General features: G+C 70.4%; 22 protein-coding genes. 7 read left to right on the top strand and 15 right to left on the bottom strand.

All coding sequences use genetic code 11. The features are described from left to right. Complete coding sequence (locus tag K1T34_RS09385) at positions 1–1,080, top strand: mandelate racemase/muconate lactonizing enzyme family protein (protein ID WP_220243892.1); 1,080 nt, start codon at positions 1–3, stop codon at positions 1,078–1,080. 7 nt (positions 1,081–1,087) lie between these two features. Here K1T34_RS09385 and K1T34_RS09390 read toward each other — a convergent pair whose 3' ends face one another. The 4 genes from K1T34_RS09390 to K1T34_RS09405 all read right to left on the bottom strand — a co-directional run bounded on the left by K1T34_RS09390 (position 1,088) and on the right by K1T34_RS09405 (position 4,747). After that, positions 1,088–1,717, bottom strand: coding sequence for a DUF4232 domain-containing protein (locus tag K1T34_RS09390; protein WP_220243893.1), 630 nt, complete (start codon positions 1,715–1,717; stop codon positions 1,088–1,090). Between the two features lie 75 nt (positions 1,718–1,792). Then, on the bottom strand, positions 1,793–2,353 hold the full coding sequence (locus K1T34_RS09395) for a TetR/AcrR family transcriptional regulator (RefSeq protein WP_220243894.1): 561 nt from the start codon (positions 2,351–2,353) through the stop codon (positions 1,793–1,795). Beyond that, entirely contained in the window at positions 2,350–3,708 is a 1,359-nt protein-coding gene (locus K1T34_RS09400) for an MFS transporter (RefSeq protein ID WP_220243895.1), read from the bottom strand. Before K1T34_RS09400 ends, K1T34_RS09395 begins: the two co-directional genes overlap by 4 nt. 529 nt (positions 3,709–4,237) lie before the next feature. Then, positions 4,238–4,747, bottom strand: a complete 510-nt coding sequence (locus K1T34_RS09405; RefSeq protein ID WP_220243896.1) for an isochorismatase family protein — start codon at positions 4,745–4,747, stop codon at positions 4,238–4,240. A gap of 402 nt (positions 4,748–5,149) precedes the next feature. On the opposite strand from K1T34_RS09405, the gene K1T34_RS09410 reads away from it, so the two are divergent. Beyond that, on the top strand, positions 5,150–6,607 hold the full coding sequence (locus K1T34_RS09410) for an alpha/beta fold hydrolase (protein ID WP_220243897.1): 1,458 nt from the start codon (positions 5,150–5,152) through the stop codon (positions 6,605–6,607). A 409-nt stretch (positions 6,608–7,016) separates the two neighbouring features. Here K1T34_RS09410 and K1T34_RS09415 read toward each other — a convergent pair whose 3' ends face one another. Continuing rightward, positions 7,017–7,574 (bottom strand): hypothetical protein, encoded by a 558-nt coding sequence (locus K1T34_RS09415; protein ID WP_220243898.1) that lies wholly within the window; start codon positions 7,572–7,574, stop codon positions 7,017–7,019. Positions 7,575–7,675: 101 nt separating this feature from the next. After that, on the bottom strand, positions 7,676–8,617 hold the full coding sequence (locus K1T34_RS09420; RefSeq protein WP_220243899.1) for a hypothetical protein: 942 nt from the start codon (positions 8,615–8,617) through the stop codon (positions 7,676–7,678). Positions 8,618–8,818: 201 nt separating this feature from the next. On the opposite strand from K1T34_RS09420, the gene K1T34_RS09425 reads away from it, so the two are divergent. Together K1T34_RS09425 and K1T34_RS09430 are read left to right on the top strand one after the other, a co-directional pair. Continuing rightward, positions 8,819–9,313, top strand: a complete 495-nt coding sequence (locus K1T34_RS09425) for a MarR family winged helix-turn-helix transcriptional regulator (protein ID WP_220243900.1) — start codon at positions 8,819–8,821, stop codon at positions 9,311–9,313. Further along, entirely contained in the window at positions 9,304–10,530 is a 1,227-nt protein-coding gene (locus K1T34_RS09430; RefSeq protein WP_370643813.1) for an MFS transporter, read from the top strand. Before K1T34_RS09425 ends, K1T34_RS09430 begins: the two co-directional genes overlap by 10 nt. On the opposite strand, the gene K1T34_RS09435 is transcribed toward K1T34_RS09430, so the two are convergent. After that, a complete protein-coding gene (locus K1T34_RS09435) occupies positions 10,527–11,597 on the bottom strand; it encodes a glycoside hydrolase family 3 N-terminal domain-containing protein (RefSeq protein WP_220243902.1) in 1,071 nt (356 codons plus the stop codon). The genes K1T34_RS09430 and K1T34_RS09435 overlap by 4 nt on opposite strands. 299 nt (positions 11,598–11,896) lie before the next feature. Between K1T34_RS09435 and K1T34_RS09440 the strand changes: the two genes are divergently transcribed. Further along, positions 11,897–13,249: a class I adenylate-forming enzyme family protein gene (locus K1T34_RS09440; protein WP_220243903.1), complete on the top strand. Its 1,353-nt coding sequence runs from the start codon at positions 11,897–11,899 to the stop codon at positions 13,247–13,249. A 77-nt stretch (positions 13,250–13,326) separates the two neighbouring features. Here K1T34_RS09440 and K1T34_RS09445 read toward each other — a convergent pair whose 3' ends face one another. The 7 genes from K1T34_RS09445 to K1T34_RS09475 form a co-directional block, all read right to left on the bottom strand. Continuing rightward, positions 13,327–14,769 carry a hypothetical protein gene (locus K1T34_RS09445; RefSeq protein WP_220243904.1) on the bottom strand — a complete coding sequence of 481 codons (1,443 nt, stop codon included), beginning with the start codon at positions 14,767–14,769 and terminating at the stop codon, positions 13,327–13,329. 207 nt (positions 14,770–14,976) lie between these two features. Then, a complete protein-coding gene (locus tag K1T34_RS09450) occupies positions 14,977–15,687 on the bottom strand; it encodes an anti-sigma factor (RefSeq protein ID WP_220243905.1) in 711 nt (236 codons plus the stop codon). Then, complete coding sequence (locus tag K1T34_RS09455; RefSeq protein WP_220243906.1) at positions 15,687–16,232, bottom strand: sigma-70 family RNA polymerase sigma factor; 546 nt, start codon at positions 16,230–16,232, stop codon at positions 15,687–15,689. Before K1T34_RS09455 ends, K1T34_RS09450 begins: the two co-directional genes overlap by 1 nt. Before the next feature lie 130 nt (positions 16,233–16,362). After that, the gene (locus K1T34_RS09460) at positions 16,363–17,346 is read right to left on the bottom strand and encodes a DUF1996 domain-containing protein (RefSeq protein ID WP_220243907.1); all 984 of its coding nucleotides are present in this window, start codon (positions 17,344–17,346) and stop codon (positions 16,363–16,365) included. Positions 17,347–17,391: 45 nt separating this feature from the next. Continuing rightward, positions 17,392–18,933, bottom strand: a complete 1,542-nt coding sequence (locus K1T34_RS09465; protein WP_220243908.1) for a chloride channel protein — start codon at positions 18,931–18,933, stop codon at positions 17,392–17,394. Between the two features lie 50 nt (positions 18,934–18,983). Next, positions 18,984–19,442, bottom strand: a complete 459-nt coding sequence (locus K1T34_RS09470) for a MarR family winged helix-turn-helix transcriptional regulator (protein ID WP_220243909.1) — start codon at positions 19,440–19,442, stop codon at positions 18,984–18,986. A 59-nt stretch (positions 19,443–19,501) separates the two neighbouring features. Further along, on the bottom strand, positions 19,502–19,987 hold the full coding sequence (locus K1T34_RS09475; protein WP_220243910.1) for a GNAT family N-acetyltransferase: 486 nt from the start codon (positions 19,985–19,987) through the stop codon (positions 19,502–19,504). A gap of 426 nt (positions 19,988–20,413) precedes the next feature. Between K1T34_RS09475 and K1T34_RS09480 the strand changes: the two genes are divergently transcribed. After that, positions 20,414–21,523 carry a reverse transcriptase family protein gene (locus K1T34_RS09480; protein WP_220243911.1) on the top strand — a complete coding sequence of 370 codons (1,110 nt, stop codon included), beginning with the start codon at positions 20,414–20,416 and terminating at the stop codon, positions 21,521–21,523. Between the two features lie 2 nt (positions 21,524–21,525). Beyond that, positions 21,526–21,942 carry a cupin domain-containing protein gene (locus K1T34_RS09485; RefSeq protein ID WP_220243912.1) on the top strand — a complete coding sequence of 139 codons (417 nt, stop codon included), beginning with the start codon at positions 21,526–21,528 and terminating at the stop codon, positions 21,940–21,942. Positions 21,943–21,949: 7 nt separating this feature from the next. Here K1T34_RS09485 and K1T34_RS09490 read toward each other — a convergent pair whose 3' ends face one another. Beyond that, positions 21,950–22,423, bottom strand: a complete 474-nt coding sequence (locus tag K1T34_RS09490; protein ID WP_255638422.1) for a hypothetical protein — start codon at positions 22,421–22,423, stop codon at positions 21,950–21,952. Positions 22,424–22,733: the final 310 nt, after the last annotated feature.

Raw genomic sequence — 22,733 nt, forward strand, 5'->3', positions numbered from 1 at the left:
GTGCCCTCGATCACCGACGTCACCACGGCCTGGTCGCGCCTTCCGCTCGGCGCCGGCCGCGGCGGGTCCGGCGCGACCAAGGTCGACCTCCTGCTCGTCACCGTCACCGACGACGAGGGCGCGACCGGCACCGGCTTCACCTACGCGCTCACCGGCGGCGCCGACGGCGTGCACGCGGTGCTCACCGGCACGGTCCGCGACCACGTCGTCGGCGCGGACCTCGACCACTGGCCGCGGGTGTGGCAACGCGTGCGCGACGACACGCACCGGCTCGGCCGCGGGCTCGCACTGCCTGCACTGTCCGCTGTGGACATCGCGGTGTGGGACCTGCGTGCACGCCGTGCCGGCTCGCCGCTGTTCCGCTTCCTCGGCGCGCACCACGACGACGTCGAGATCTACGGCAGCGGCCGGGCCACGCACGCGATGCCGGTGGAGCAACTGGTGGACGGCACGCGCGCGTACCTCGACGAGGGTTACCACGCCGTGAAGCTGCGGATCGGCGCTCGGCGGGCCGAGGAAGACGTGGCCCGCGTGCGCGCGGTGCGCGAGGCCGTGGGCGACGACGTGCGGATCATGGTCGACGCCAACGAACGCCTCGACCTCCCGACCGCGCTGTGGACCGGTGCCCGCCTGGCGGACTTGGGCGTTTACTGGCTGGAGGAACCACTCTCGTCGGACGACGTCACCGGACATGCGACGCTCGCCGCCGCCGTGCCGATGCCCGTCGCGGTCGGCGAGCACCTGCACGGACGTTTCGAGTTCGCCGCGTACCTGCACGCGCGGGCCGCTTCGGTGCTGCAGCCGGACGTGCCGCTGACGGGTGGCGTCACCGAATGGCTGCGGATCTCGGCCATCGCCGAGGCGTTCGGTGCGACGTTGAGCCCGCACTTCCTGCCGGAGCTGCACGTCCACTTGGCTGCGGCCGTGCCGAACTGCCCGTACGTGGAGCACTTCCCGCTGATCGACGATGTGCTGCAGGAGACTTTGACCGTCCACAACGGACGCGTAGCCCCTCCCGACCGGCCGGGTCACGGGATGTTGTGGGACCTGTCCGCTTTGGATGACCTGCGCGTCCGGTGAGGCGTGGTCAGAAGACGAGGACACCCTGGGTACTGGGCTGCAGTGTGCCGACCTTGACCGAGGTGACGTCGAACTCGGGGTAGCCGACCTTCTTGCCGTCCGTGCCGATCACGTCGACGACCGTCGCGCTCGTGCTGTGGGGCGGCGTGAGCTTGAGGGTGGTCGCGACGAACGTGTCGGTGCTGCCCTTGTCGCCTGTCTCCCACTTGACGCCGGCGAACGCGTTGGTGCCCGGGCGCAGCGTGATGGACGGGCCCGCGCCGGGGATGTCGACGTTCTGCGTCGGCACCTCCAGCGGTGAGTTGTCGGCGGCGAGGAACTGCAGCGCCGGCCAGCCCTGGATCGTCACGGGGTCCTTGCCGGTGTTCTCGAGGGCGAGCAGGCCGAGGCCCTGGTCCTGGATGGTGAGCTCGGCGTGGAAGGACTGCTGGACGTCCTTGTCTTGCTGGGTCTCTTGATGGACTGCCGGTTTTTCCGCGTTCACCGCCGACGACACGGGCGCGTTCTGGGCCGGCTGCGGCGCGCCGGCCGACGGTGGTGTGGTGCTCGAACAGGCCGTCAACGCGAACAGCACCGCGATACCCGGGACGATCGTCTTACCCCGCATGTTGCACTCCCCTTCGTGGGCGGCTCCCACGCCGCCTCCTCACTACCCAGGACGGCCGACCCCCGAAACAGGTTCCGGTGCTTCGAGGCATTTTCCGTGCCCTGTTCACTCCATAGAGGACACGAGCCGGGTCACCAAGGCCGTGAGGCTCTCCTCGTCAAGCGCCGCGAGCTCCGGCAGCGCACCCGACGTCCGCCCGATCAGCACCCCGACGAACGCCGCTGTCAGCAACTCCGCACGCGCCTGCGCCTGCTCGACCCCCTCAGAGGTCAGCCGACGCGCAAGCGGCGTCACGATCCGGCGATGCAGCTCTTCCCGCGAAAACTCGTTGGCTTTCACATCGTCGTGCGGCTGGAGCGCAACCTGGTACAGCGGCCCCGGCCCCTGCCTGACCGCCCGCCCGACCAGCCCGCGCAACCGCTCGGCGTCCCCCAGATCCGCGAGCTCCTCGTCCCCCGTCTCCTCCTGCAACACGGCGACGTACAGCTGCGCCTTCCCCCCGAAATACCGCGCGATCATCGCCGGATCGACACCCGCCCGCTCGCCGATGTCGCGAATCGTCGCCTGCGCATACCCGCGCTCCGCGAACAACTCCGCCGCGGCCGCCAGTAAAGCGGCCCGCGTCCGCCCGGCATCCCGACGGCGCGGTGTGGGTCGGTCCGTCATCCGCGCGCTCCTTCGGTCGTTTTTCCGGGCAGCAGCATGCCGAACACGGCGGCCAGCACCCACACCGCCACCCCGGCGAAGGCGGCGACCGTGTAGCCGAGGGCGTTCGGGAAGTGTCGGCCGCCCGGCGTGTGCCCGACGAGGATCGCGGCGCTGAGCGCGCTGCCGGTGGAGTAGCCGACGTAGCGCAGCACCTGGTTGAAGCTCATCGCGCTGCCGGTCTCGTGCGCGGGCGTCCCGCGCGTGATCATGCCGGGCAGCACGGCGAAAACCGTGCCGACGGCGAGCCCCGTGGCCGCCATGACGACGATGAGCACCACGTAGTCGTGGCGCACGAAGCCGAACACGCCGACGCTCACCAGACCGACCAGCGAAGCCCCGGGGATCAGCACGCGCCCCCGCCCCCGCCGGATCACCGGCGGCGCGATGCGGCTGGCGAGCAGGCTCCCGATCGAGAACGGCAGCAACACCAGCCCGGCCACCACCACGGACCCGCCGAGCCCGCCGTCGGCCGGCGGCGTCTGGACGAACTGCACCATCAACGACGTCAGCAGATACATCCCCGTGCCGGACAACAGCGCCGCGACGTCGGCCGCGAGCACCCCCGGCAGCCGCAACAACCGCAGCTCCACCAGCGGGTGGCTGCTGCGTCCCTCGTGCCACACCCACGCCACCAGCGCGCCCACCGCGATGATCACCGATCCGACCGACGCGCCCGAACCCCAGCCCCACTCCTCACCCTTGCTGATCCACAGCAGCAACGCGCCCAGCCCCACCCCCAGCAGAACCGCCCCCGGCACGTCGAGCCGCTTCGCCTCGGCGTTCACGGCATGGGGCACCACTTTGATGGCCGCCACCAGCGCAACCGCCGCCACGACAGCCCCGAACCAGTAAGCGGCCTGCAGCCCACCCAGCTCCGTGATCAGCCCGGTCACCGGATACCCGAGCCCGACCCCGGCGACCGTCGTGATCGACAAGATCGCCATCGTCGGCCGCGCCTTCGCGGGCACCAACGCTTCCCGGGCCGCCACGATCGTCAGCGGCGTCAGCCCCAGCCCCGCGCCCTGCAATCCGCGCCCCACCAGCAACGCCACGAACCCGAACGGCAACGCCGCCAGCACACACCCCAGCACCACCAGCCCCAGCCCGACCAGGATCACGCCCCGCCGCGCCGGCCCGTCGCCGAGCCGCCCCATCACCGGCGTGACCATCGCCCCGACCACCAACGTCACCGTCAACGACCACTGCGCATCCCCCAGCGACACCCCGTGCACCACGGCCACCGCCGGAATCAGCGGCGCCCCCAGGCTGCTGATCACCGCCACGACGAGCCCGAGGAACACCAACGTGGGCACCAACCCACGCGCGGCTCGCTCAGCCGCGCGACTCTCGGCTACTTCCCTTGTGGCGCGCACGGACCTCGCGGCCGGCACGTCAAGAACGGGCCCGCCCAATCCCGACCTCGGACCGCGCACCTGCGAGGCAGCCTCGCCCGCGCCGCTCGCGGAGCACTGCGGTGCGTCGCCAGACCCGGGCGCAGGGCACTCGGGCATCTCGCCCGACGCGCGTACAGAACGCTCGTGCTGCCCGCTCACAAAAGCCCCGCAGCGCGCACACCGAACGCCCGACGGTCCGCCAATTCACCCGCAGGCAAGTCGCCGAGACCGCACCCGGATCGCCCAGGCGACCGCTGCCCGCCAGGCAAGAACCCGCGCGACGTCACCTCACACGCCCACCCGGACGGCTCCCAGTTCGGGAGCCGCCAGGGTGTCCCACGCAGTTCGCCCATCTCGGACATCGCGACACACCTCAGTCATCAGTTGATGTCATCAGCCGATGACTTACTCTACTCCCGAGCCTGCCGCGCGGCGGCTGTGATCCCTGTCAGCCGAAGTGGACCACCTCGCTCGAGGCCAGAGAGGCGCCCGCGGTGGCCAGTTCGGCGGTAACCGCCGCGGAGGTCTCCGCAGCGGGGACGGAGCCGTCGTAGGTCGCGTGGGCGTCGGTGACCAAGGTGACCGGGTGGCCGCGCCGGAGGGCTTCCAGCGTCGTCTCGCGCACGCAGAAGTCGCTCTGCATGCCGGCGACGACGAGGGGCGCGCCGGCGGGCACGAGGGTCGACAGAGGGGTGTCGGCGAAGGAGTCGGGTGTGGTCTTGTCCACCACGTGTTCGCCCGGAAAGACGTCGTGGATCAAGGTCCAGCCCGGCGTTCCGGGCACGTCGGGATCGTCGCCGGTGCCGTTGTTGCGCACGTGCACCACCGGCGCGCCGGCGGCACGCGCGCGGGAAAGCACCGCGGCGATCGCCGGGGCGACGGTGGCCGCGGAAGGCACCGGTTCGGGCGGGAGGAGCATGTTGTTCTGGACGTCGATCAACAGCAGTACGGGGACCATGCCGGAAGCATCGCACCCACCCCCGACAAAAACGCGTCAGTCACGTCGGCGCACACTCGCGGTCGTTCTGCACGGCGAGGAAGCTGCGTGCCGCCGCAAACCGTGTAGTACAGCGGAAACCCGACCCACCCGGTGAGTGCGTCGAACGCCTCCCCGCGACCGGTCCGTTCGCGCTCGTACAGTGCCGGCGAGCGCGGGCACGCCGGTTTCCCACTGCACCAACAGGTCGTAGGCCCTCTTGTCGCGGTACAGCCCGGTGCCGTAGCCGGAATGCCGCAGACGATCAACCGCCGGCAACCGTCGCGCCAGGGTTACCTCAAGGAAGGCACATCAGCCGATCGGCCGGGTTTGTGACCCGATCGCCCGAGGCAGCCCACCTCCCGCGCCGCGATCATGATCATCATGAAGAAGCTCGTCCCGTTGCTGGCGGTCGCCATCGCACTGCCTGCGGTCGTCGCGGCCACGCCCGCGCACGCGGCCCTCGCCTGGACCCCGTGCCGCACCCTGATCAAGGAGTGGGACCAGACCGACGCGCGCACCGAGTGCGCGAAGGTCTCCGTTCCGCTCGACTACGCCCACCCCGACGGCCGCCGCCTCGACCTGATGGTCAGCCGGCTGAAGGCGACGTCGCCGGAGAAGCGCCAGGGGGTGATCGTCGTGAACCCCGGCGGGCCGGGCAACTCCGGGCTCGACATGCCGCTCACCCTGAGCCACACGACCGTGGCGGGCATGGGCGTGGACCACGACATCGTGGGCTTCGACCCGCGCGGTGTCGGGTTCAGCGGCGGCAAGGAGTGCGACGTCGCTCCGGAGGACGGCCCGAATCCCGACCCGAGCGCGCCGCCCGCCGAGCAGTACCGGCAGGGCTACGAGCAGACGGCCAAGCAGAACGCCCGCTGCACCGCGTACGACCCGGAGTTCATCGCGAGCCTGTCGACCGACGTCGTCGCTCGCGACCTCGACCAGATCCGGATCGCGCTGGGCGAGCAGAAGATCAGCTTCTACGGGGTGTCCTGGGGCACCGCTCTCGGCGCTGTGTATCGCAGCCGCTACGACCAGCACGTCGATCGCATGCTGCTCGACTCCGTGATGCCGCCCGACTTCAGCCTCCGCACGATGAACAACGGCCAGGTCGACGCCGCCGAAGCCAACTTCTCCCGCTTCGCCGCCTGGCTCGCCGCGCGCGACGGCCAGTACCACCTCGGCACCGACGCCGCGAAGATCCGCACCGACGTCACCGCCCTCGCCGCCGACCTCGACGCCCACCCGCGCCAGGTCACCGCCGACGGCAAACCGCTCACGTTCAGCGGCGGCAACCTCCGCACCGTGCTGACCTACCAGCAATCCCACTGGCCCGACATGGCCGACACCCTCACCGCCCTGCGCGACGGCAAGAACCCGCCGCTCGTCGGGAACGAGCCGGAGTTCACCGGGCTCGGCCTCGAGGACAGCCACTTCGCCGGCTTGCTCATGCAGGTTTCCGTGCTGTGCAACGACCAGGGCGCCGACCCGAGCGAACCCGCCATGTGGCGCGAGGAGCAGCAGCGGCAGGCTTCGTCACCGCTGTTCCACGGCATGGCCGGCTACCAGCACTGGTGCGCGGGGTGGCCGTTGCCGAAGCAGCCGTGGCACCTGGTTCGCGGGACGAGCCCGCTGCAACTGGTGGCCCACCGCACGGAGACGACCACCCCGGCGTCTTGGGCGCAGGACATGCGCCGCCACCTCGGCGGTTCGCTCCTGACCGTCGACAACGGCGCGCACGGCTCCCTCGACCTCGTGGCGTGCGGGTCGAAGGCGGTGGAGTTCTTCAGCACCGGGCGGACTGCCACGGGCAGCTGCCCGGGCGAGCCGGCGATTTAGTCCACACAGGACTGTGGCAGGGCCGGGCCCCGCAGTCGGGGCCCGGCCCGCGCCCGCCGCCGCAGAGGTGGGGGGAGGGACCACAGCGGCGGGCTATCCCTTACGTACCCGGCGGTAGCGCCCGTCAATCGTCCGGGTGACTGCGATCTCCGGAGCCTCGGGTCGCGACGGCTCTGATCTCGGCTGACCTCCATCACGACGCCGCCGAACACCGAGCGATTCCGATTCCTACCAAATCACGACGACCCTGATTCCGGCCGCCGTCAACCGCCGGAACTGCTCCGATCTCCGCGGCACCCGGACCAGCGCGGATCACCGAAGTGGCATGCAGCTCCACGGCCCCGCTCCGAAGCCGGGGTCGCCACGATCATCGTTCCGAAGTCAGATCTTCGTGGCTGGGAAACCGTCGTCAATCGTCGGGGCGGTCGCGGTCGCGGTCGCGGCGGGGCGGCCAGGCGCGCGGTTCCCGGTCCCGTCCGGACGGATCGGGAGCCGCCGGGCGGGACCGGGAAACCGGGGGCCCCGGCCAGGCCGGGTCGGTGATGATCTTGCCGGGGCGGGTGCGCCGACGGGTCGGCGGGGTCGGGCGCGGGGGCGCGGCTGCGGGCCAGTTCCGCGAGTCGGTGCCGCGGTTGCGGGGCTGCGGGAGCGCGAACGGTTGCGTCAGCGTCGAGTCCGGGCCGCCGAGGCGCTGGGCGACGGCGTTGGGCACCGGGCGTTGCCGCGCCATGGGGTAGCGCGCCAGAGGGTCGACCTCACCGCGGGAGCGCGCGGCCGGCTCCAGGCGGTGGCGGGCCCCGCCGCGCGGCGCGACCGCAACAGGCGGTTCAGGCGACAGCAGCCGCCGGGCCGAAGGCGCCTCGGCCGGCTGCCTGGGGCCGCGCGGCAGGGCCGAGCGGCGGAGGTGCACCAGGGCGAGCGCCGCGAACACCGCGGCGACCGTCGCGAGGGGCCACCAGGCCTGCATACGAGCTGCTCCCGTCGTGGAGGGTCCGCAGCAAGAGTGCCCGTTCCTCCCGGCGCCGAGCGGATGACCACACGCGTGGGTGTCACCCGGATCGGGGGCGCTTACTCATACACGACGTACGCGGGTTTCGGCGTGAGCGCGAGTACCTCGGACGGGGTCATCAGCGCTGCGCCGTGACGCGTGTCCTCCTCGTAGAACAACTTGAAGCCGGCCAGCACGTGCGCCGGTTTGGCCGCCATGAGCGTGCGCCAGGTCGCCTTCTTCGCCGCCGCGCTGCCGATGCCGTCGACGACCTTCACGATGGACACGCCCGGGTGCGGCCCCAACCCGGCCTCGTCGCGGACGATCGAAGCCGCGACCTGGTGGTAGGCCATGATCTTGTCGGGCAGCTGACGGTCCTGGGCGCGCTGTGCGAGGTAGGCCGCGACGCCGTCGAGCTCCGCGCCCGTCGTCCGCCCGAACTTCTCACCCGGCACCACCCCCGGCTCGACGGCCCACTCCGGGTCGAGCGCGACACCGACGTCCGGCTCGGCCAGCCACCGCTCGTACGCCCGCACCTCGGGCAGGAAATCCGCGCGGCCGGGCTGGATGTTGAGCAGCAGCACACCCTTGAGCGCCCGCGCTTCGGCGAGGTAGCCGGCGATCGTGGCGTCGGACGCGCGGGTGCGGTACATGCCGTCGGGCCCGGGCGTGCGGTGGGCGGCCGTCGCGATGAGCTCGACGACGGGCGTCACCGCCTGCCGGTACGCCCCCGCCTGCCCGACAAGCCTGCGCCCGGCCGCCGCGAGATCACCGGTCATCTCGCCGAGGGCTTTCGCGTGCGGCGCACCGCAGTAGCCGACGAGCAGGCTCGTGGCCAGCGCGTTCGGCGGTGGAGGGGGTGGCGGCGGTGGCGACAGTGGTGGCAGTGGCGGCTGCGAAGAGGACGGCGGTGGCGCCCCCGCCGGCACCCGTCGCGACACCGCCCCGCACGCGCTCACAACCATCCCCGCGAACGCCGTCGTGAACACCGCTCGACGGGTGAACCTCGGCTCGTGACGCATGCATCCTCCAAGCCGGCAGCGGTGGGGAATCCTTTGCCAGCGCCGGAAAAGTACCCGCGTGATCGACTTCCGAACCGGCGTTGAAACACGAGATTTCCCTTGAACCACAACGAATCGGCCAATTTCCCAGCCAGCGGAACACCTTCGTCCGAACGGCCCAATTACAACAGTACTTATATAAGTCCTGTTACACTCCCCCTCATGCCCGAGTTCACCGATCCCACCGAGCAGAGCCTCTGGCGCCCCATGCGCCTGCTCCAGCACGCGATGGACGACGACATCGGCCGCCTCTACACCGAGCGCGGCATCGAAGGTCTCAAACCGAGCTTCGTCATGGAGCTCCTGCGCCTGCACGCGCGCGGGCCGATGACGATCACCGAGCTGGCGGCGTCGGTCGAGCGGACGCACTCGGCGTTGAGCCAGAAGGTGGCCGCCATGCGCAAAGCGGGCCTGGTCATCACCACCACGGGCGACGACGCGCGCAGCAAGAAGGTGGTGCTCACGCCCAAGGCCGAGGAGATCGTCGGCCGGCTCGCGGCGGAGTGGCGCGCGACGGAGGCGGTGCTGGCCGACCTCGAGGCCGAGATCCCGTACCCGTTGAGCAAGGTGGTCGTGGACGTCGAGAAAGCGTTGGCGCGCAAGAGCTTCCACGACCGCATCGCCGAGAAGCTCGAAAACGACGAGGCCTGGCGATGAGAGCGCAGCTGCTCGACGTGACGCCGTTGCGCACGTCGCCGCAGTTCCGGCGGCTGTGGATTGGGCGCACGTGCTCGGTGCTCGGCGCGCAGCTGACGCTCGTGGCCGTGCTGTTCCAGGTGTGGGAACGCACGGGCAGCACCGTCTGGACGGGCGCCGTCGGTCTGGCGCAGGCGTTGCCGATCGTCGTGTTCGGGCTGTTCGCGGGCACCCTCGTGGATCGCGTCGACCGGCGGCGGTTCTATCTGGTGATGACCGTGGCGCAGGCCGCGTGCTCGGTGCTGCTGGTCGCGCAGAGTGCGGTGCCGGGGTTCCCCGTCGGCGGGGTGCTGGCGATCCTCGCGGTGCAGTCGTGTTTCGTCGCGGGCAGCGGGCCGGCGTCGCGCACGTTCATCCCCCGGCTGCTGCCGCGCGAACAGCTCGGCGCCGGGCTCGCGCTCAACCGGATTTCCTTCCAGGGCTGCATGTTGGTCGGCCCCGCGATCGGCGGCGTGCTCATCGGCTGGGTCGGCGTGACGGGCTGCTACGCCGTCGACGCCGTGACGTTCGGCTGCGCGTTCTACGGCGCCTTCGGCCTGCCGGCCATGCAGCCCGACGACTCCGCGCGCCCCGGCCTGCGCGGCATCGCCGACGGCCTCGCGTTCCTCGTCCGCACCCCCGCCGTCCGCGGCGCGCTCCTCACGGACCTCGCCGCGATGGTCCTGTCCATGCCGACGAGCCTCTTCCCGCTCGTCAACGCCGAACGCTTCGGCGGCAACCCGCGCACCCTCGGCCTGTTCCTCACCGCGATCGCCGTCGGCGGCGTGGCGGCGTCCGTGTTCTCCGGCGTCTTCACCCGCCTGCCACGGCCGGGGGTGGTGATGCTGGTGGGGTCGGCTGCTTGGGGTCTTGCGCTGACGCTGTTCGGGCTCACCACGGATCCGTTGCTGGGCCTGGGTTTCCTGGCACTGGCCGGCGCGGCGGACACGGTGTCGGTGGTTTCGCGGAGCACGGTCGTACAGCTGCACACGCCCGACGAGCTGCTCGGGCGGGTTGCCGCGGCGGAGCAGATCGTCGGACAGGCGGGGCCGGACCTCGGCAACCTGCGCGCGGGCTTGGTGGCGGCGCCGACGTCTGCGCTGGCGTCGCTCGTCAGCGGCGGGCTGTTGTGCGTGGCCGCGGTCGCCGCCGTCGCCGTGACGACGCCGAGCTTGCGGCGGTTCGCCGTTCGAGGCTAGGACAACCCCTTGCGCAGAGCCGAAATGCGGTCCACCGACGCCGTGAAGTCCGGGATCGAGCCGAGGTTCTTGGCGAGCGCGTCGGCAGCCGCGTCGCCCTGGTTGACGTCGCGGCCGGAGGCGAGGATGAGGTCGACGCCCGCCTTCGCGGCGAGCACGGCGCGGTTGCCGGTGTCGCCGTAGTCCTGGAGGGCGCCGGCCTCGAGGGCGTCGGTGATGGTGACGCCGCGGAAGCCGTCGCGGCGGCGCAGTTCTTCCTGCACGACCGTCGGCGAGAGGCCCGCCGGGCGGCTCGCGTCGAGCGCCGGGTACACGGCCCACGACAGCATCACGAGATTCGCGGCCGTCCCCGCGTACGGCGCTTCGTCCTTCGTACGCAGCTCCGGAAGCGGCACGTTCAACGTCACCGGCGCGACGTCCGTGTTGCTCCCCGCCGGCGCCGCCCCCAGCCCGGGGAAGTGCTTCGCCGTCGACGCGACGCCCGCGGCCTGCTCCGCGGCGACGAAGTCCCGGCCCAGCGTGCCCGCCTTGGTGGCGTCGCTCGAGTACGAGCGGCCGTATTCGTCGATGAAGTTCCCGGCCTGCCGGTAGACGTCGAGCACGGGCGAGAGGTTGACGTTCATCCCCACGCCCGCGAGATTCTTCCCGGCGCCCGTGCCGGCCGCTTTCGCCGCCGCCTCCGGGTTCGCCGACTGCCCCACCTGTTTCTCCGACAGCGTCGGCTCGCCCGGCAGCCGCCGGACCTGCCCGCCTTCCTGGTCGGTCATCAACAGCAACGGCCCGCGCACGGGACTCTGCGCCGCCGCGTCGCGAAGCTGCTTCACCACGCCCGCGATCTGGCTGCTCGACGAGATGTTCTCGCCGAAGAAGATCACCCCACCCGCTTCACCCGCGCGAATCCGCTGCAGCAGCTGCACCGGCGGCGTCAACCCGGCGTAGGAGTAAATGACCCGCTGCCCCGCCAGCTGCCTCGGCGTCAGCTCCCGGGCGCCGGCCGCCCCAGGCACCGCCCCCACCGTCACCACGGCCACCGCGACGGCGGCCACCACCTGCACGACACGCTTCATGGCACTCCCTCCAGTGGGCCCACGGTAACGCCTGCGCGTGACGGGCGAAAACTCTCCGACCGAAGGGTGCGCGATGTCCGAAATCTGCCAGTGCGGCGCCCTGGCCGAGTTGCCCCGATAAGCGCCCACCACCGACAATCGCGCCTGCACCGATCCGGCAACCCTGAATCGGCCGAATGGACTCACCGAAACCCCCGCCCTCCCGTCTTCGCCGCAAGGGTCGCCGGATCCGTCGCCGCAGGGGTTGCTGCCGCACCGCATGGGCCGGAACATCAGCAGATAGGGCTACCGTGCCGCACGTGAGCTACTTCCTGACCCGCGTCCTCACCATGCTCGACCAGGGTGGCGACACCGTCCTCTTCCACCACGAAGGGCGCGCCACGACCTACAGCGCGGCAGCCGACACGCTCCGCCGGATCCACACCGGCCTCAGCGGCACAACCGGCATCGTGGCGATCGACTCGCCCAACCGGCCCGAAGTGATCCTCGCGCAGGTCGCCGCCCAGTTGCGGGGGCTCGAAGTGCTGCTGGTGGCAACGTCAGCCAGCAAGCCGGCCAGGGAAGCGGCCCTCGAGCAGACCGGCGCCGCCCTCCTCGACCTCGACGAGCTCACCACTGGCAAACCGTCCACTCCGGACACCACCCCCGACCGGGTCACCGCGATCTTCCCCACCGGCGGCACCACCGGCACCCCCAAGCTCATCCGCCACACCGGCATCTACGACGGCATGGCCCACATCTTCACCCCCGACGGCACCCAAACCGTCCTCATCACCGCCCCGCTCACGCACATGACCGGCAACGCCGCCGCGCTCGGAGCACTCCTGAGCGGCAACAAAGTCGTGCTCCGCACAAGCTTCGACGCCGAAGAGCTCCTCCGCGACATCGAAAACCACCGCGTCACCAGCCTCTCCCTCACCCCACCACGCCTGGCAAAAGTCCTCGACAGCCCGGCGCTGGCCGGCACCGACGTCTCCAGCCTGAAATCCCTGTCCCTCGGCGCTGCCCCGCTTCCACCGAAAAGGCTCAGACAGGCGCTCGACACGTTCGGCGCAAAAGTCGGCCAGGGATACGGCCTCACCGAAGCACCGATGATCGCCAGCATCTCCGCCGAAGAGCTCACCCGGGACCACCGGCTCGGCTCCGTGGGCCGCATCGTCCCCGGCATGGAGGCCCGCACGGAGAACGGCGAGATCCTCGTCCGCGGACTGTCCATGATGGACGGCTACCACGGCGAACCCCCGATCGCCGACAGCTGGCTCCCCACCGGCGACCTGGGCCACTTCGACGACGAAGGCTACCTCTACCTCCACGACCGCATCGCCGACGTGATCATCACCGGCGAGCACGGCACCAAGGTCGCCTCCACCGCCATCGAGCACACCCTGCTCACCCACCCCGCCGTCAAAGCCGCGGCCGTCTTCGCCGTCCCGGGAAAGAACGGCGAGGGGGAACTGATTCACGCCGTCGTCGTAGCCCGAACCACAGAAGCCGAACTCCGCCACCACGTTCGCGAAGAACTCGGCGGAGACCACTTCGTACCGTCCACCGTGGACTTCACCGACGAGCTGCCCCTCACCCCAGTGGGCAAAGTGGACAAACGAAAGCTGGCCGAACCCTTCTGGTCCGGCCACTCCCGCCATATAGCTTAAACAGCGCCCATAAAAAGAAGAGCCGGTGTGTGCACCCCCCGTCGGTGCACACGCCGGCTCTTCGGCTACGGGTTACTTCACTTGTCGCCGAAGCGGATCGAGGCGACCTGCTTGTCGAAACCGATCTTGCTCAGGTCGGGCACGCTGGCCGTGATGACCATCGACTGACCGGTGCAGTTCGGGCCCTTCCAGAGCTTCACCGGGCCACCGCTGAGCTGGATCGAGGAAATCTGCGTCGGCTGCGGGTTGGCGACACAGCCCGGGCCCGCCACACCGAAGGAACCGTTGGGCTCGGAGAAGTTGATGCCGCTGTCGAGGATCGCGCTGCCGTTGCCGAGGGTCACGCCACCGGGAGGAGTCGTGGTGCTCGAGGACGGCGGCGTCGCGGTCGAGGAAGAGGACGCGGGCGGGGCGGCCTGGCCGCTGGAGGCGGGGGCGCCACCCTTCGGCAGGACCTTGCCACCGGTCGGCGAGATGGCGAACCAGGTGCCGCCGACGCCTTCACCGTTGATGTCGCCGGCCTTCTTGTCGCCGGAGAAGCGGTAGAGCGCCCAGCCGCCGATGGTGACCTGGCGGGTGCCGTCGGCGCGGGTCAGGATGCCGATCTTGGCGGCGGGAACACCGTTGACGAAGATGCGCGAGCCCGGCTTCACCAGCACCGGCGGCCACTTCACAGCGCAGTCACCGTTGCAGTTGGACGTCGGCGGCTTCGGGCTGTCCTTGTCGAAGCGGTAGAGCGTCATGCCGGCACCGTCGTGGACGATCGGGTTCAGGCCACCGGCCGAACCGCGGGTCAGCTGCACCCACTTCATCGCGGCGTCGTCGGTGCGCGGGCCCTTGTAGTCGTCGCCCTGGCTCAGGTCCGCGCCGTTTTCCTTGGCGGTACCGGTCTTGTAGTCGACGCCGGTCGTCGGGTCGGTGCCTTCCTGCGAGGCCTGGGCCTTGCCGCCCTCCGGCGTGACGCCGAACCACGTGCCGCCCACGCCCTGGCCCTTGGCCTGGCCCGGCTGCGAGTCGCCGCTGAACTTGTACACCGGCCAGTTGCCGATCGTGACCTGCAGCGTGCCGTCCTGGCGCTTGACGAAGCCGACGTCGTTCTTGTCGATACCGTTGAGGAACACCTTGCCGCCCGCCTTCACCGTCACCGCCGGCCAGGTCTTGGCGCAGTCACCGTTGCAGTTGGACGTCGGCGGCTTCGGGCTGTCCTTGTCGAAGCGGTAGAGCAGGAAGCCCTTTCCGTTCAGCACCACCGGGTTCAGGCCGGACGCGGACCCGGCGTCGAGCTCCACCCACTGCTCCGCGGCGTCGGTGTCGGACGGGTCGGCGAAGTCGCCGGTGTTCTGCGGCGCGCCGTTCTCCTGGGCCGTCCCGGTCAGGAAGTTGACCGACGACGCCGTGTCGGTGCCCCCGGCACCGGCCGGAGCGGCACTCGGCGTGCCGGCGGTGGAACCGCACGCCGTCAGCGCCGCCACACCCGTCGCCACCAGGGCGGCGAGCATCGCAACTCGAGTACGCAACATTTCGGGTTTCTCCCTGTCAGAGCCGGCTGCCGGAGATGGCGAGCCTTTGATGACCGGTACACGGGTGTGGTCCCCGTGAGGGTTCACCGAAGTTTCGTGACGGCGGTCACACGCAGCCAAAACGCGAACTCCGTGCCAGGACAGCAAAAAAGCGCTGCCCGTTCATCCAGTCCACACTGGACGAACGGGCAGCGCCCTTCGAAGAACCTACAGCGAGGCCGACACGAACTGGTGCCCGTCGGTGTTCTCCACGAGCACCGACGCGACGTTCGCCGGGTCGACGAGCGCCGAACCGTCGAGGTTCACGCCGTCGCTCGCGGCCTTGTCCGACACCAGCCAGTTGCCGGCGATCTCACGGCTGCCGTCCTTGCCGACCACCACGAGCCGGCACTTCTGCCCCTCCGGGATGCCGGTGACGGACGCGTTGAGCCGCACCCAGCCGACCGCCGGCGTGACGGCGACGTTCAGCCGCGCCCCGGAGGCGGACTCGCCCGCCGCGTTGCGGGTTCCTGGTGCCACAGTGGCCGGCGCGGACACCGTTGGCGCGGCGACGGCCGAACCTGGCCCACTGTCGCCCGACTTACCCACGAGCACGCCCGCGCCCAGCGCCGCCGCGGCGACGACGACCGCCGCCGACGCGGCCAGGATCCGGCCCCGGCCGCGGGCACCCGCCGACTCCGACCTGATCTGCCGCAACGTGCGTTGCAGCAGCAGGTCCGCGTCGTCCGGCGGCCCGTCGAGCAGCGCCTCGGGCGGCAACGCGCCCAGGAACTCCTGCATCTCACGCAATGACTCCACCTCCTCCCGGCACTCCGCGCAGGTCGTCAGGTGCTGCTCGACGTCCTGCTGGTCGGTTGTGCCCGCCTCGCCGGCCACGTAGGCCTCGAGGTCGAACCGGTCGCTGTGCGAAGTGTTCATCAGGCGGCCCCCACTCCCAGTCGCTGCGACCGGAACTGCTCACGCAAAGCGCGCAACCCGTAGTAGGAGCGCGATTTCACCGTGCCCGGTGGTATGCCCAGTTTCTCGGCGGTCTCGCCGACCGTCCGCCCGTGCAGGTACACGTGTTCCAGGACTTCGCGGTGCTCGGCGCTCAGGTCGTCCAGCGCCGCGAGCACCACCATCGAGTCCACGACCTGGTCGGAGTGGTCGCGCGCCACCGGCACGGTGGTCGGCGACTCCGCCACCTCTGTGGGCCGCGCGGCCCGCGCCCGGATCTTGTCCGTGACCAGGTTCCGCACCACGGTCAGCAGCCAGCCCCGCACCGAGCCCTTGCCGTTGACCAGGCTGTCGGGGTGTCGCCAAGCGCGCACCAATGCCTCCTGCACGACGTCTTCCGCCGCCGCTCGATCACCGAGCAGCCTCGTGGCGTACGCCAGCATCGCCTTGCCGTGCTCCTCGAACAGCGAGCGCACGAGAGCCTCGTCGGCGACCTGCTGGCGATGACGGGTCCTCAACCCGGCCATCCGCTACCACCCTCCCGAGTCCCGCAAGGTGCGGGATCTCCTCACCTCCACGAGGGGCACACGGATGGCGAGCGGGGTTCAGTTCAGCGGATACCGAACCGTGACCAACGCCACTGTCCGGCCTCGGGCGTCAGGCAGAGCAGTGCTTGCCGGAGTTCACGCAGTCGACGACCGTCGCCATCAGGGCGTCCGGCATCACGTCGATGAAGTCGGCGTGGTCGGAGACGGGGTTGTTCAGCTCCTCCGGGAACGAGTCGATCGCGTACTCCGCGCCGGCCGGCACGGTGTAGGAGATCTCCAGGTGCAGGCGCGGAACGGCGAACGTGCCGGCCTGGCACGCGCCGTTCGGGGCCGGGAAGACCAGGTGCGACTTGTGGTTGGCGCTGTCGGTGGTGCGGCCGTTCCAGCAGCTCGGGAAGTCGAAGAGCCGCACGACCTGCTGGCCGGCCGGGCAGCGCGGGTACTGGCGCCCGACGTGGTCGCGGCTGCCAGAGCACGTCCACTGCACGTGGTCGGTGCCGACGCCGCCCTGGGTGTACCCGTGCGGGTTGCCGGTGTTGGCGCGCAGGAAGCGGGGCATCTGCACGACGTTGGTGACCGGGCTGCCCTGGTACTCGATCAGCACCGAGTCCGGCACGAGGATCCGCCCGAACACGGTCTGGCGCGCGTCGCCGTGGGGCAGGCGCAGCACGGGCCAGTAGTAGGTCGACTTGTCGCCGGCCTGGCAGGTGGTGCCGGCGGCGGCGAGGGAAGCGTCGGTGGAGAACGCCGTGGTGGAGTCGTTGCCGACGTAGTCGTGCAGGTGGTGCGCCCCGCCGGCGACGCCGGGGCTGATCACGACGTTGTCGGAGTTGTGGCGCCCCTCCTCGTCACGGCCGCAGCCGATGCGCCAGGTGCCGCTCGACCCGCCCGGCTGCACGGCGGGCGCCGGCGGCGCGACGGGCAGCGCCGAGACGTCGGCGAAGTAAGCGGGGGAGACGGTGTGCTCCTCCTCGTGCGCGCCGGCCGTGAGCGTGTTGTAGCCGAACACGCTCGCCGGCACGGCGATCAGCACCAGGACGATGGTGAACACGATCCACCCGGGCGACCAGCGCCGCCGCGATTGCGAACCCACGTGGATCATTTTCACACTGTCAAGATCGCGACGTGCGCGGGGCTGTCAGTCCGGGACCACGACCCGCATCGGCAGCACGCGCTCGCGATGGTGCTCCTCGTGCAGGTCACGTCTGCGCGCGTGCAGCAGCTGCGCGAGCGTGACGACGCCGAGCACCTTTTCCGGGTCTTCGCGGTCCACCACCCTGGCGCGGGTGACGTGGCCGAGCGCGAGCTTGTTGGCAACCTCGCGCAGCGTCTCGTCGGGGAACGCGGTGACGCGCGCGGGCGCGGCCGGCCCCGGCGTCATCACCTCGTGCACGAAGAACGTCTCCAACGGGTCGGTCGTGTACTCGCGCGTGAGGTGCAGGCGCCGCCGCGCGATCTTCTCCGTGAGCACGGAACGCTTGAGCAGCAACACGGACAACGCGTACGCCGACACCGAGGCGACCACGAGCGGCAGCAGGTAGCTCCACGCGTGGGTGAGCTCGAGCGTGAAGACGATGCCGGTCAGCGGCGAGCGCATCACGCCACCGACCACGGCGGCCAGACCGCACGTCGCCCAGAACCCGGCTGCGACGTGCGGCAGCAGCGCCCCCTCGGCCGCACCCAGCGCGGCGCCGATCATGAACACCGGCGCCAGCACGCCGCCGGACGTGCCGGAGCCCAGTGACAGGGCCCAGATCAGCGTCTTGACCACGAGGATGCCCACGATCAGCTGCGTGGTGGCCTGGCCGGTGAGCAGCTGGTCGATCACGTCGTACCCCACGCCCAGCGCGTGCGGCTCGACCAGCCCACCCGCGCCGATGATCAGGCCACCGATCGCGGGCCACCACATCCAGTGCACGGGCACGCGCGCGAACAGGTCCTCGGCGAAGTAGACGAGCGCCGTCGCCCCGATGGCCAGCAGGCCGCCGGTGATGCCGGGGATCAGCGCCAGCCCGTCGGCCAGCGGCCCGGTGCTCTGCGGCGCCTGCACCCCGAACACCGGCCCGGTGCCGAGGAGGTAGCCCCTCAGTACGGTGCTCACCGCGACGGCCCCCGCGACCGGCACGAGGCTGCGCGGGCGCCACTCGAACAGCAGCAGCTCCACCGCCAGCAGGATCGAGGCGAGCGGCGCGTTGAACGTCGCCGCCATGCCACCCGCTGACCCGGCAACGAGCAACGTTTTGCGCTCGTCCGCACTGAGTTTCAGCAGCTGCGCGAGGATCGATCCGACGGCGCCGCCGGTCATGATGATCGGCCCCTCGGCCCCGAACGGTCCCCCCGTCCCGATGCTCACCGCCGCCGACACGGGCTTGAGCAACGCCACCCGCGGCGCCACGCGGCTCTCGCCCGTGAGGATGGCCTCGATCGCCTCGGGCATGCCGTGGCCACGGATTTTTTCCGAGCCGTACCGCGCCATCACGCCGATCACGAGCCCGCCGACGACCGGCGCGGCCAACACGAGCCACCACGGGTGGTGCACCGCACCCGGCGCCACCAGGTCCGTGGCGACGCGCTGGTAGAAGACGAGATTGGTGATCAACCCGATCAGCTTCAGCAACGCGAACGCCGCCACCGCGCTCGCCGCCCCCACGAACAGCGCGAACGCCGTGATCAGCAACATCCGCGGCCGCACACTGAAGTCCCCCAGGTGCGCCGCCCGCCCCGGCGCGCTCACAGCCGCCCCGGCCCGGCCGACGGCACCAGCGGCGCCTTCTCCGCTGCCGCCAGCAAGTCCTCGACGCTTGCCGCTGCTTGCTGACGTTGCTTCGGATCGAGCTGCCCCAACAACTCCCCGAGCGCCTCGTGCCTGCGCGCGAGCACGTCATCCACCACAGCCTGCCCCGCCTTCGTGACCTCAACCGTGACGACGGTGCGCCGGTGCTCGTCCTCCCCGCGCCGCACATAGCCGTGCGCCTCGAGCTTGTCCGCCAACCGCGTCACCGACGACGCGTTCACGCCCATCGCCGCCGCCAACCGCGAACACGGCACCCGCCCCACACTTGCCAACACGACCAGCAACCTCACCTGCGGAAACGTCACCCCCCGCGGCGCGGCGTGCGCACTGTCCCACGCCACCGCCACGAGCACCCGCGTCAGCCGCTCCAGGCGATCGAGATCGGAATCTTGCATAGGGCAAAACTTGCTATAGGCAAGGTCTTGAGGTCAAGAGAGTCCGCGCGTGGCCCGTGTCACCCACCGGAACACACCAGGTGAACGACCTGCCCGACCCCGAAGATCTCGTGCCGCCGCCCGCTGGCCCTGAACCCCACACGCCGATACAACGCGAGCGCCCGCTCATTGGCGACACCGGTCCACAACTGCAGCCGGCTCTGTCCCCTACCCGCAGCGCACGCTTTCAGCACACCCAGCAACGCCGCGCCCACTCCCGCACCCCAGCGCTCCGGCCGCACGAACACCATCGAGACGTGACACAGCCCCGGCTCCACCGGCCCCCGCCCGTCTTCCGCCCGCCCCGCCTCGGCCAACACCATCCCGACGACGCACCCGCCCTCCACCGCCACGAGCACCAGCGCTTCAGGATCCGCCAACTTCTCCCGCACCCGCTCCACCCGCTCCGTCCCAGGCACCTTGCCGCGCGCAACATTGGCCGCACGCCAACACTCCCGCGCCTCTTCAAGCTCAGCGACAGTCACTGCGACCCGAACTTCGACCATGGCCTCATCGACTCCACGTCCCATCAGCACCTCCCACCGCAACCCGACCACACCCCACCGCTGCCCATCACACAACGCCGGCCGGCGCCGCCCTTGCCACCCCTCAACCCCCACCCGGCAACACAACTCACCCCCCACCCACCCCTCCCCGCACCCTTCCCCCGGCCGGCCCCCGATGTCTTTCCAAAACGCGGTCTGACAATCAAAAATCGGGGTGCCCACCACCCACCAATCGGGCGCAATGGTGTGCGCAGCACGCCGAGCCGCCACCCGCTTCCCCCAAAGCCCCTAAACTCGACCACCGGCGACGCGGGAGGTGAGCCCGGTGGAGAACCACCCCTTCCGGGGCAACCCCGGAACGCACCACATCACCCGATCACAGCGCCCCACGCGAGGGCGGCACGCTGCGCGTACAAGACCGCGCGGATGAACGGAGAAAGAGTCACCCCCGCGTCGCCGACCAACCCAGCCAACCCAGCCGAGCACACAAAGCCGTTCGGCCCCCAAGAACCATCCCTCCTAGACCCCCTCCCCCCGATCTGGCGCTGGCAAGTCCCCCACTGGCCCACCTTCGAATCCTGCGCCGCAGCCCTGGACCTCACCCCAGGCGAACTCTCCTGGTTCTCCGACCCCCGCCACTGGAACGACCGCGCCAACCACACTCTCCGCCACTACCACCACCGCTGGATCCCCACCTCCACCGGCGGCCTCCGCCTCATCGAACGCCCCAAACCGCGCCTGGCGGAACTCCAACGGCGCATCCGCCGGCACGTCCTCACCGCCCTGCCGGTCCACGACGCCGCCCACGGCTTCCACCCCGGCCGCTCCATCCTCACGTGCGCGCAACCCCACGCGGGCCAGGACAAAGTCATCCGCATGGACCTCGAGCACTTCTTCCCCACCGTCTCCGCCCGCCGGATCCGCTCACTGCTCGAACTGGCCGGCTACCCACCCGCCGTCGCCCAGGCCCTGGCCGGAATCCTCACCACGACCACGCCACCGGTCGTCCTCAAAAACGCACCCAGAAAAGTCCGCGACCAACTCAAAAAACCGCACCTTCCGCAAGGTGCACCCTCATCCCCAGCCGTCGCGAACGCCGTCACCAACCGCCTCGACCGAAGGCTCTCGGGCCTGGCACAAAAACTCGGCGCGAACTACACCCGCTACGCCGACGACCTCGCCTTCTCCGGCGAAGCCACCCTCCCCCTCCACCGCCTGTTCCCCGGCGTCCGCCGAATCGTCGAAGACGAAGGCTTCCGCCTGCGCGACGACAAAACCTCCGTCGCAGCCAAGCACCAGCGCCAGCGCGTGGCCGGCCTCGTCGTCAACACCAAACCCGCGGCCCAGCGCACCTACTACGACGACCTCCGCGCCACTCTCCACAACTGCGCGACAACCGGCCCCCAGGCGCAGAACCACGCCGGCCACCCCGATTTCCAGGCCCACCTGCGAGGCCGCATCGCCTGGATCTCCGCGACGAGCGCGCCCCGAGGTGTCAAGCTGAAAGAGCTCTTCGACCGAATCGATTGGAGCTGACCGTGGAAAACGACAACGTGTTCGACGTCCTCGCCGCCCTGGACCGGCTACCCGACACGGCCGACACGATGCTGGTCGACGAGTACTTCGTGGACAAACCCACGGCCAGCGCGCGGATCTTCCGCATCTACCGCGAGCTGCCGCTGCACTACCACACGGAATGCGACGAGCACCTCTACGTGCTCAGCGGCCGCGGCACGTTCCACCTCGACGGCGAAGAGTTCGAAGCCCGCCCGGGCCTGCTGCTGCACTTCGAGAAGACCAAGGTCCACGGCTTCCCGCGGATCGGCGAGCACCCACTCGTGGTGCTGTCGGTGGACGTGCCGAGGCGGCGCCCGGACGACGTGGTCTTCGTGGACCCGTCGCAGGGCGACGCCGGCACGTTCATGGCGCGCAACGCGCCGGAACCACCGCGCTAGGCAGGCGTCACGCCAGCAGCGGGCAGAGGGTCCGCTCGAGCTCGGCCCACGAACCGACCGGCGCCGCGCCGGGGTCGACGTCACGCGCCTGGATGTCGCCGGCGCGCTGCGCCAGGTCGAAGCGGTTCTCGCGCCACGCGTAGGCCAGCAGGTCGTCGTACTGCGTGCGGGGCAGCCAGCCCTGCTCGCGCCCGACCTCGAGGCGCATCAGGTGGAACACGAGCTCGACGCTGCCCGGGTCCAGACCACGCAATCGTCGCGCGAACCCCTGCGCCGCGTCGAGGTTTCCCTCTTGGAACGCCGTGTAGGCCAGGAAAAGCGCCGTCGCGGCCATCACGTCGGAACGGTGCAGGCCACCTTCGGCTGCGAGGTGCTCGGCGATCCGGAAGCTGCGGCCGCCCTCACCGAAACCCCCGTCGGACTCCACCGCCTCGGCCAGCGCACGCTGCTGGCGCGTGAGGTAGTCGTCCGCTAAATCCACCCTGCTTGCATTCATCATCGAAACCCCTCCCCTCAGCCGAGCTTTCACCCGACTGCTCCTCTGCACAAGATGTTACGGCGGAGTGGCAGATACATCGAATGCCCCAACGCCTTCCTCCGTTAGAAGGTTGGGGAGTCACGAAGTGTGCTCAGAGGCCCGTGATTTGGCCCCTCCGGCCGACCGGATGGGGTAACTTCGGGCAAGATCAAAGCGAGCGAGGGCACCATCCCGGACGAAACGTTCACTTCCGCCGAAGTGGTCATCTCGCTGGTCGGTTGCAAGATCGGTCCTCTTCGGAACGCACAGATGG

This window comes from Amycolatopsis sp. DSM 110486 (assembly GCF_019468465.1).
Lineage (GTDB): Bacteria > Actinomycetota > Actinomycetes > Mycobacteriales > Pseudonocardiaceae > Amycolatopsis.

Excerpts from the sequence above, each read along its gene's own strand:
- K1T34_RS09395 (WP_220243894.1), bottom strand. The coding sequence starts at position 2,353 with ATGACGGACCGACCCACACCGCGCCGTCGGGATGCCGGGCGGACGCGG.
- K1T34_RS09405 (WP_220243896.1), bottom strand. The coding sequence starts at position 4,747 with ATGGTCCCCGTACTGCTGTTGATCGACGTCCAGAACAACATGCTCCTC.
- K1T34_RS09410 (WP_220243897.1), top strand. The coding sequence starts at position 5,150 with ATGAAGAAGCTCGTCCCGTTGCTGGCGGTCGCCATCGCACTGCCTGCG.
- K1T34_RS09415 (WP_220243898.1), bottom strand. The coding sequence starts at position 7,574 with ATGCAGGCCTGGTGGCCCCTCGCGACGGTCGCCGCGGTGTTCGCGGCG.
- K1T34_RS09420 (WP_220243899.1), bottom strand. The coding sequence starts at position 8,617 with ATGCGTCACGAGCCGAGGTTCACCCGTCGAGCGGTGTTCACGACGGCG.
- K1T34_RS09425 (WP_220243900.1), top strand. The coding sequence starts at position 8,819 with ATGCCCGAGTTCACCGATCCCACCGAGCAGAGCCTCTGGCGCCCCATG.
- K1T34_RS09435 (WP_220243902.1), bottom strand. The coding sequence starts at position 11,597 with ATGAAGCGTGTCGTGCAGGTGGTGGCCGCCGTCGCGGTGGCCGTGGTG.
- K1T34_RS09445 (WP_220243904.1), bottom strand. The coding sequence starts at position 14,769 with ATGTTGCGTACTCGAGTTGCGATGCTCGCCGCCCTGGTGGCGACGGGT.
- K1T34_RS09450 (WP_220243905.1), bottom strand. The coding sequence starts at position 15,687 with ATGAACACTTCGCACAGCGACCGGTTCGACCTCGAGGCCTACGTGGCC.
- K1T34_RS09455 (WP_220243906.1), bottom strand. The coding sequence starts at position 16,232 with ATGGCCGGGTTGAGGACCCGTCATCGCCAGCAGGTCGCCGACGAGGCT.
- K1T34_RS09465 (WP_220243908.1), bottom strand. The coding sequence starts at position 18,933 with ATGTTGCTGATCACGGCGTTCGCGCTGTTCGTGGGGGCGGCGAGCGCG.
- K1T34_RS09470 (WP_220243909.1), bottom strand. The coding sequence starts at position 19,442 with ATGCAAGATTCCGATCTCGATCGCCTGGAGCGGCTGACGCGGGTGCTC.
- K1T34_RS09475 (WP_220243910.1), bottom strand. The coding sequence starts at position 19,987 with ATGGTCGAAGTTCGGGTCGCAGTGACTGTCGCTGAGCTTGAAGAGGCG.
- K1T34_RS09480 (WP_220243911.1), top strand. The coding sequence starts at position 20,414 with ATGAACGGAGAAAGAGTCACCCCCGCGTCGCCGACCAACCCAGCCAAC.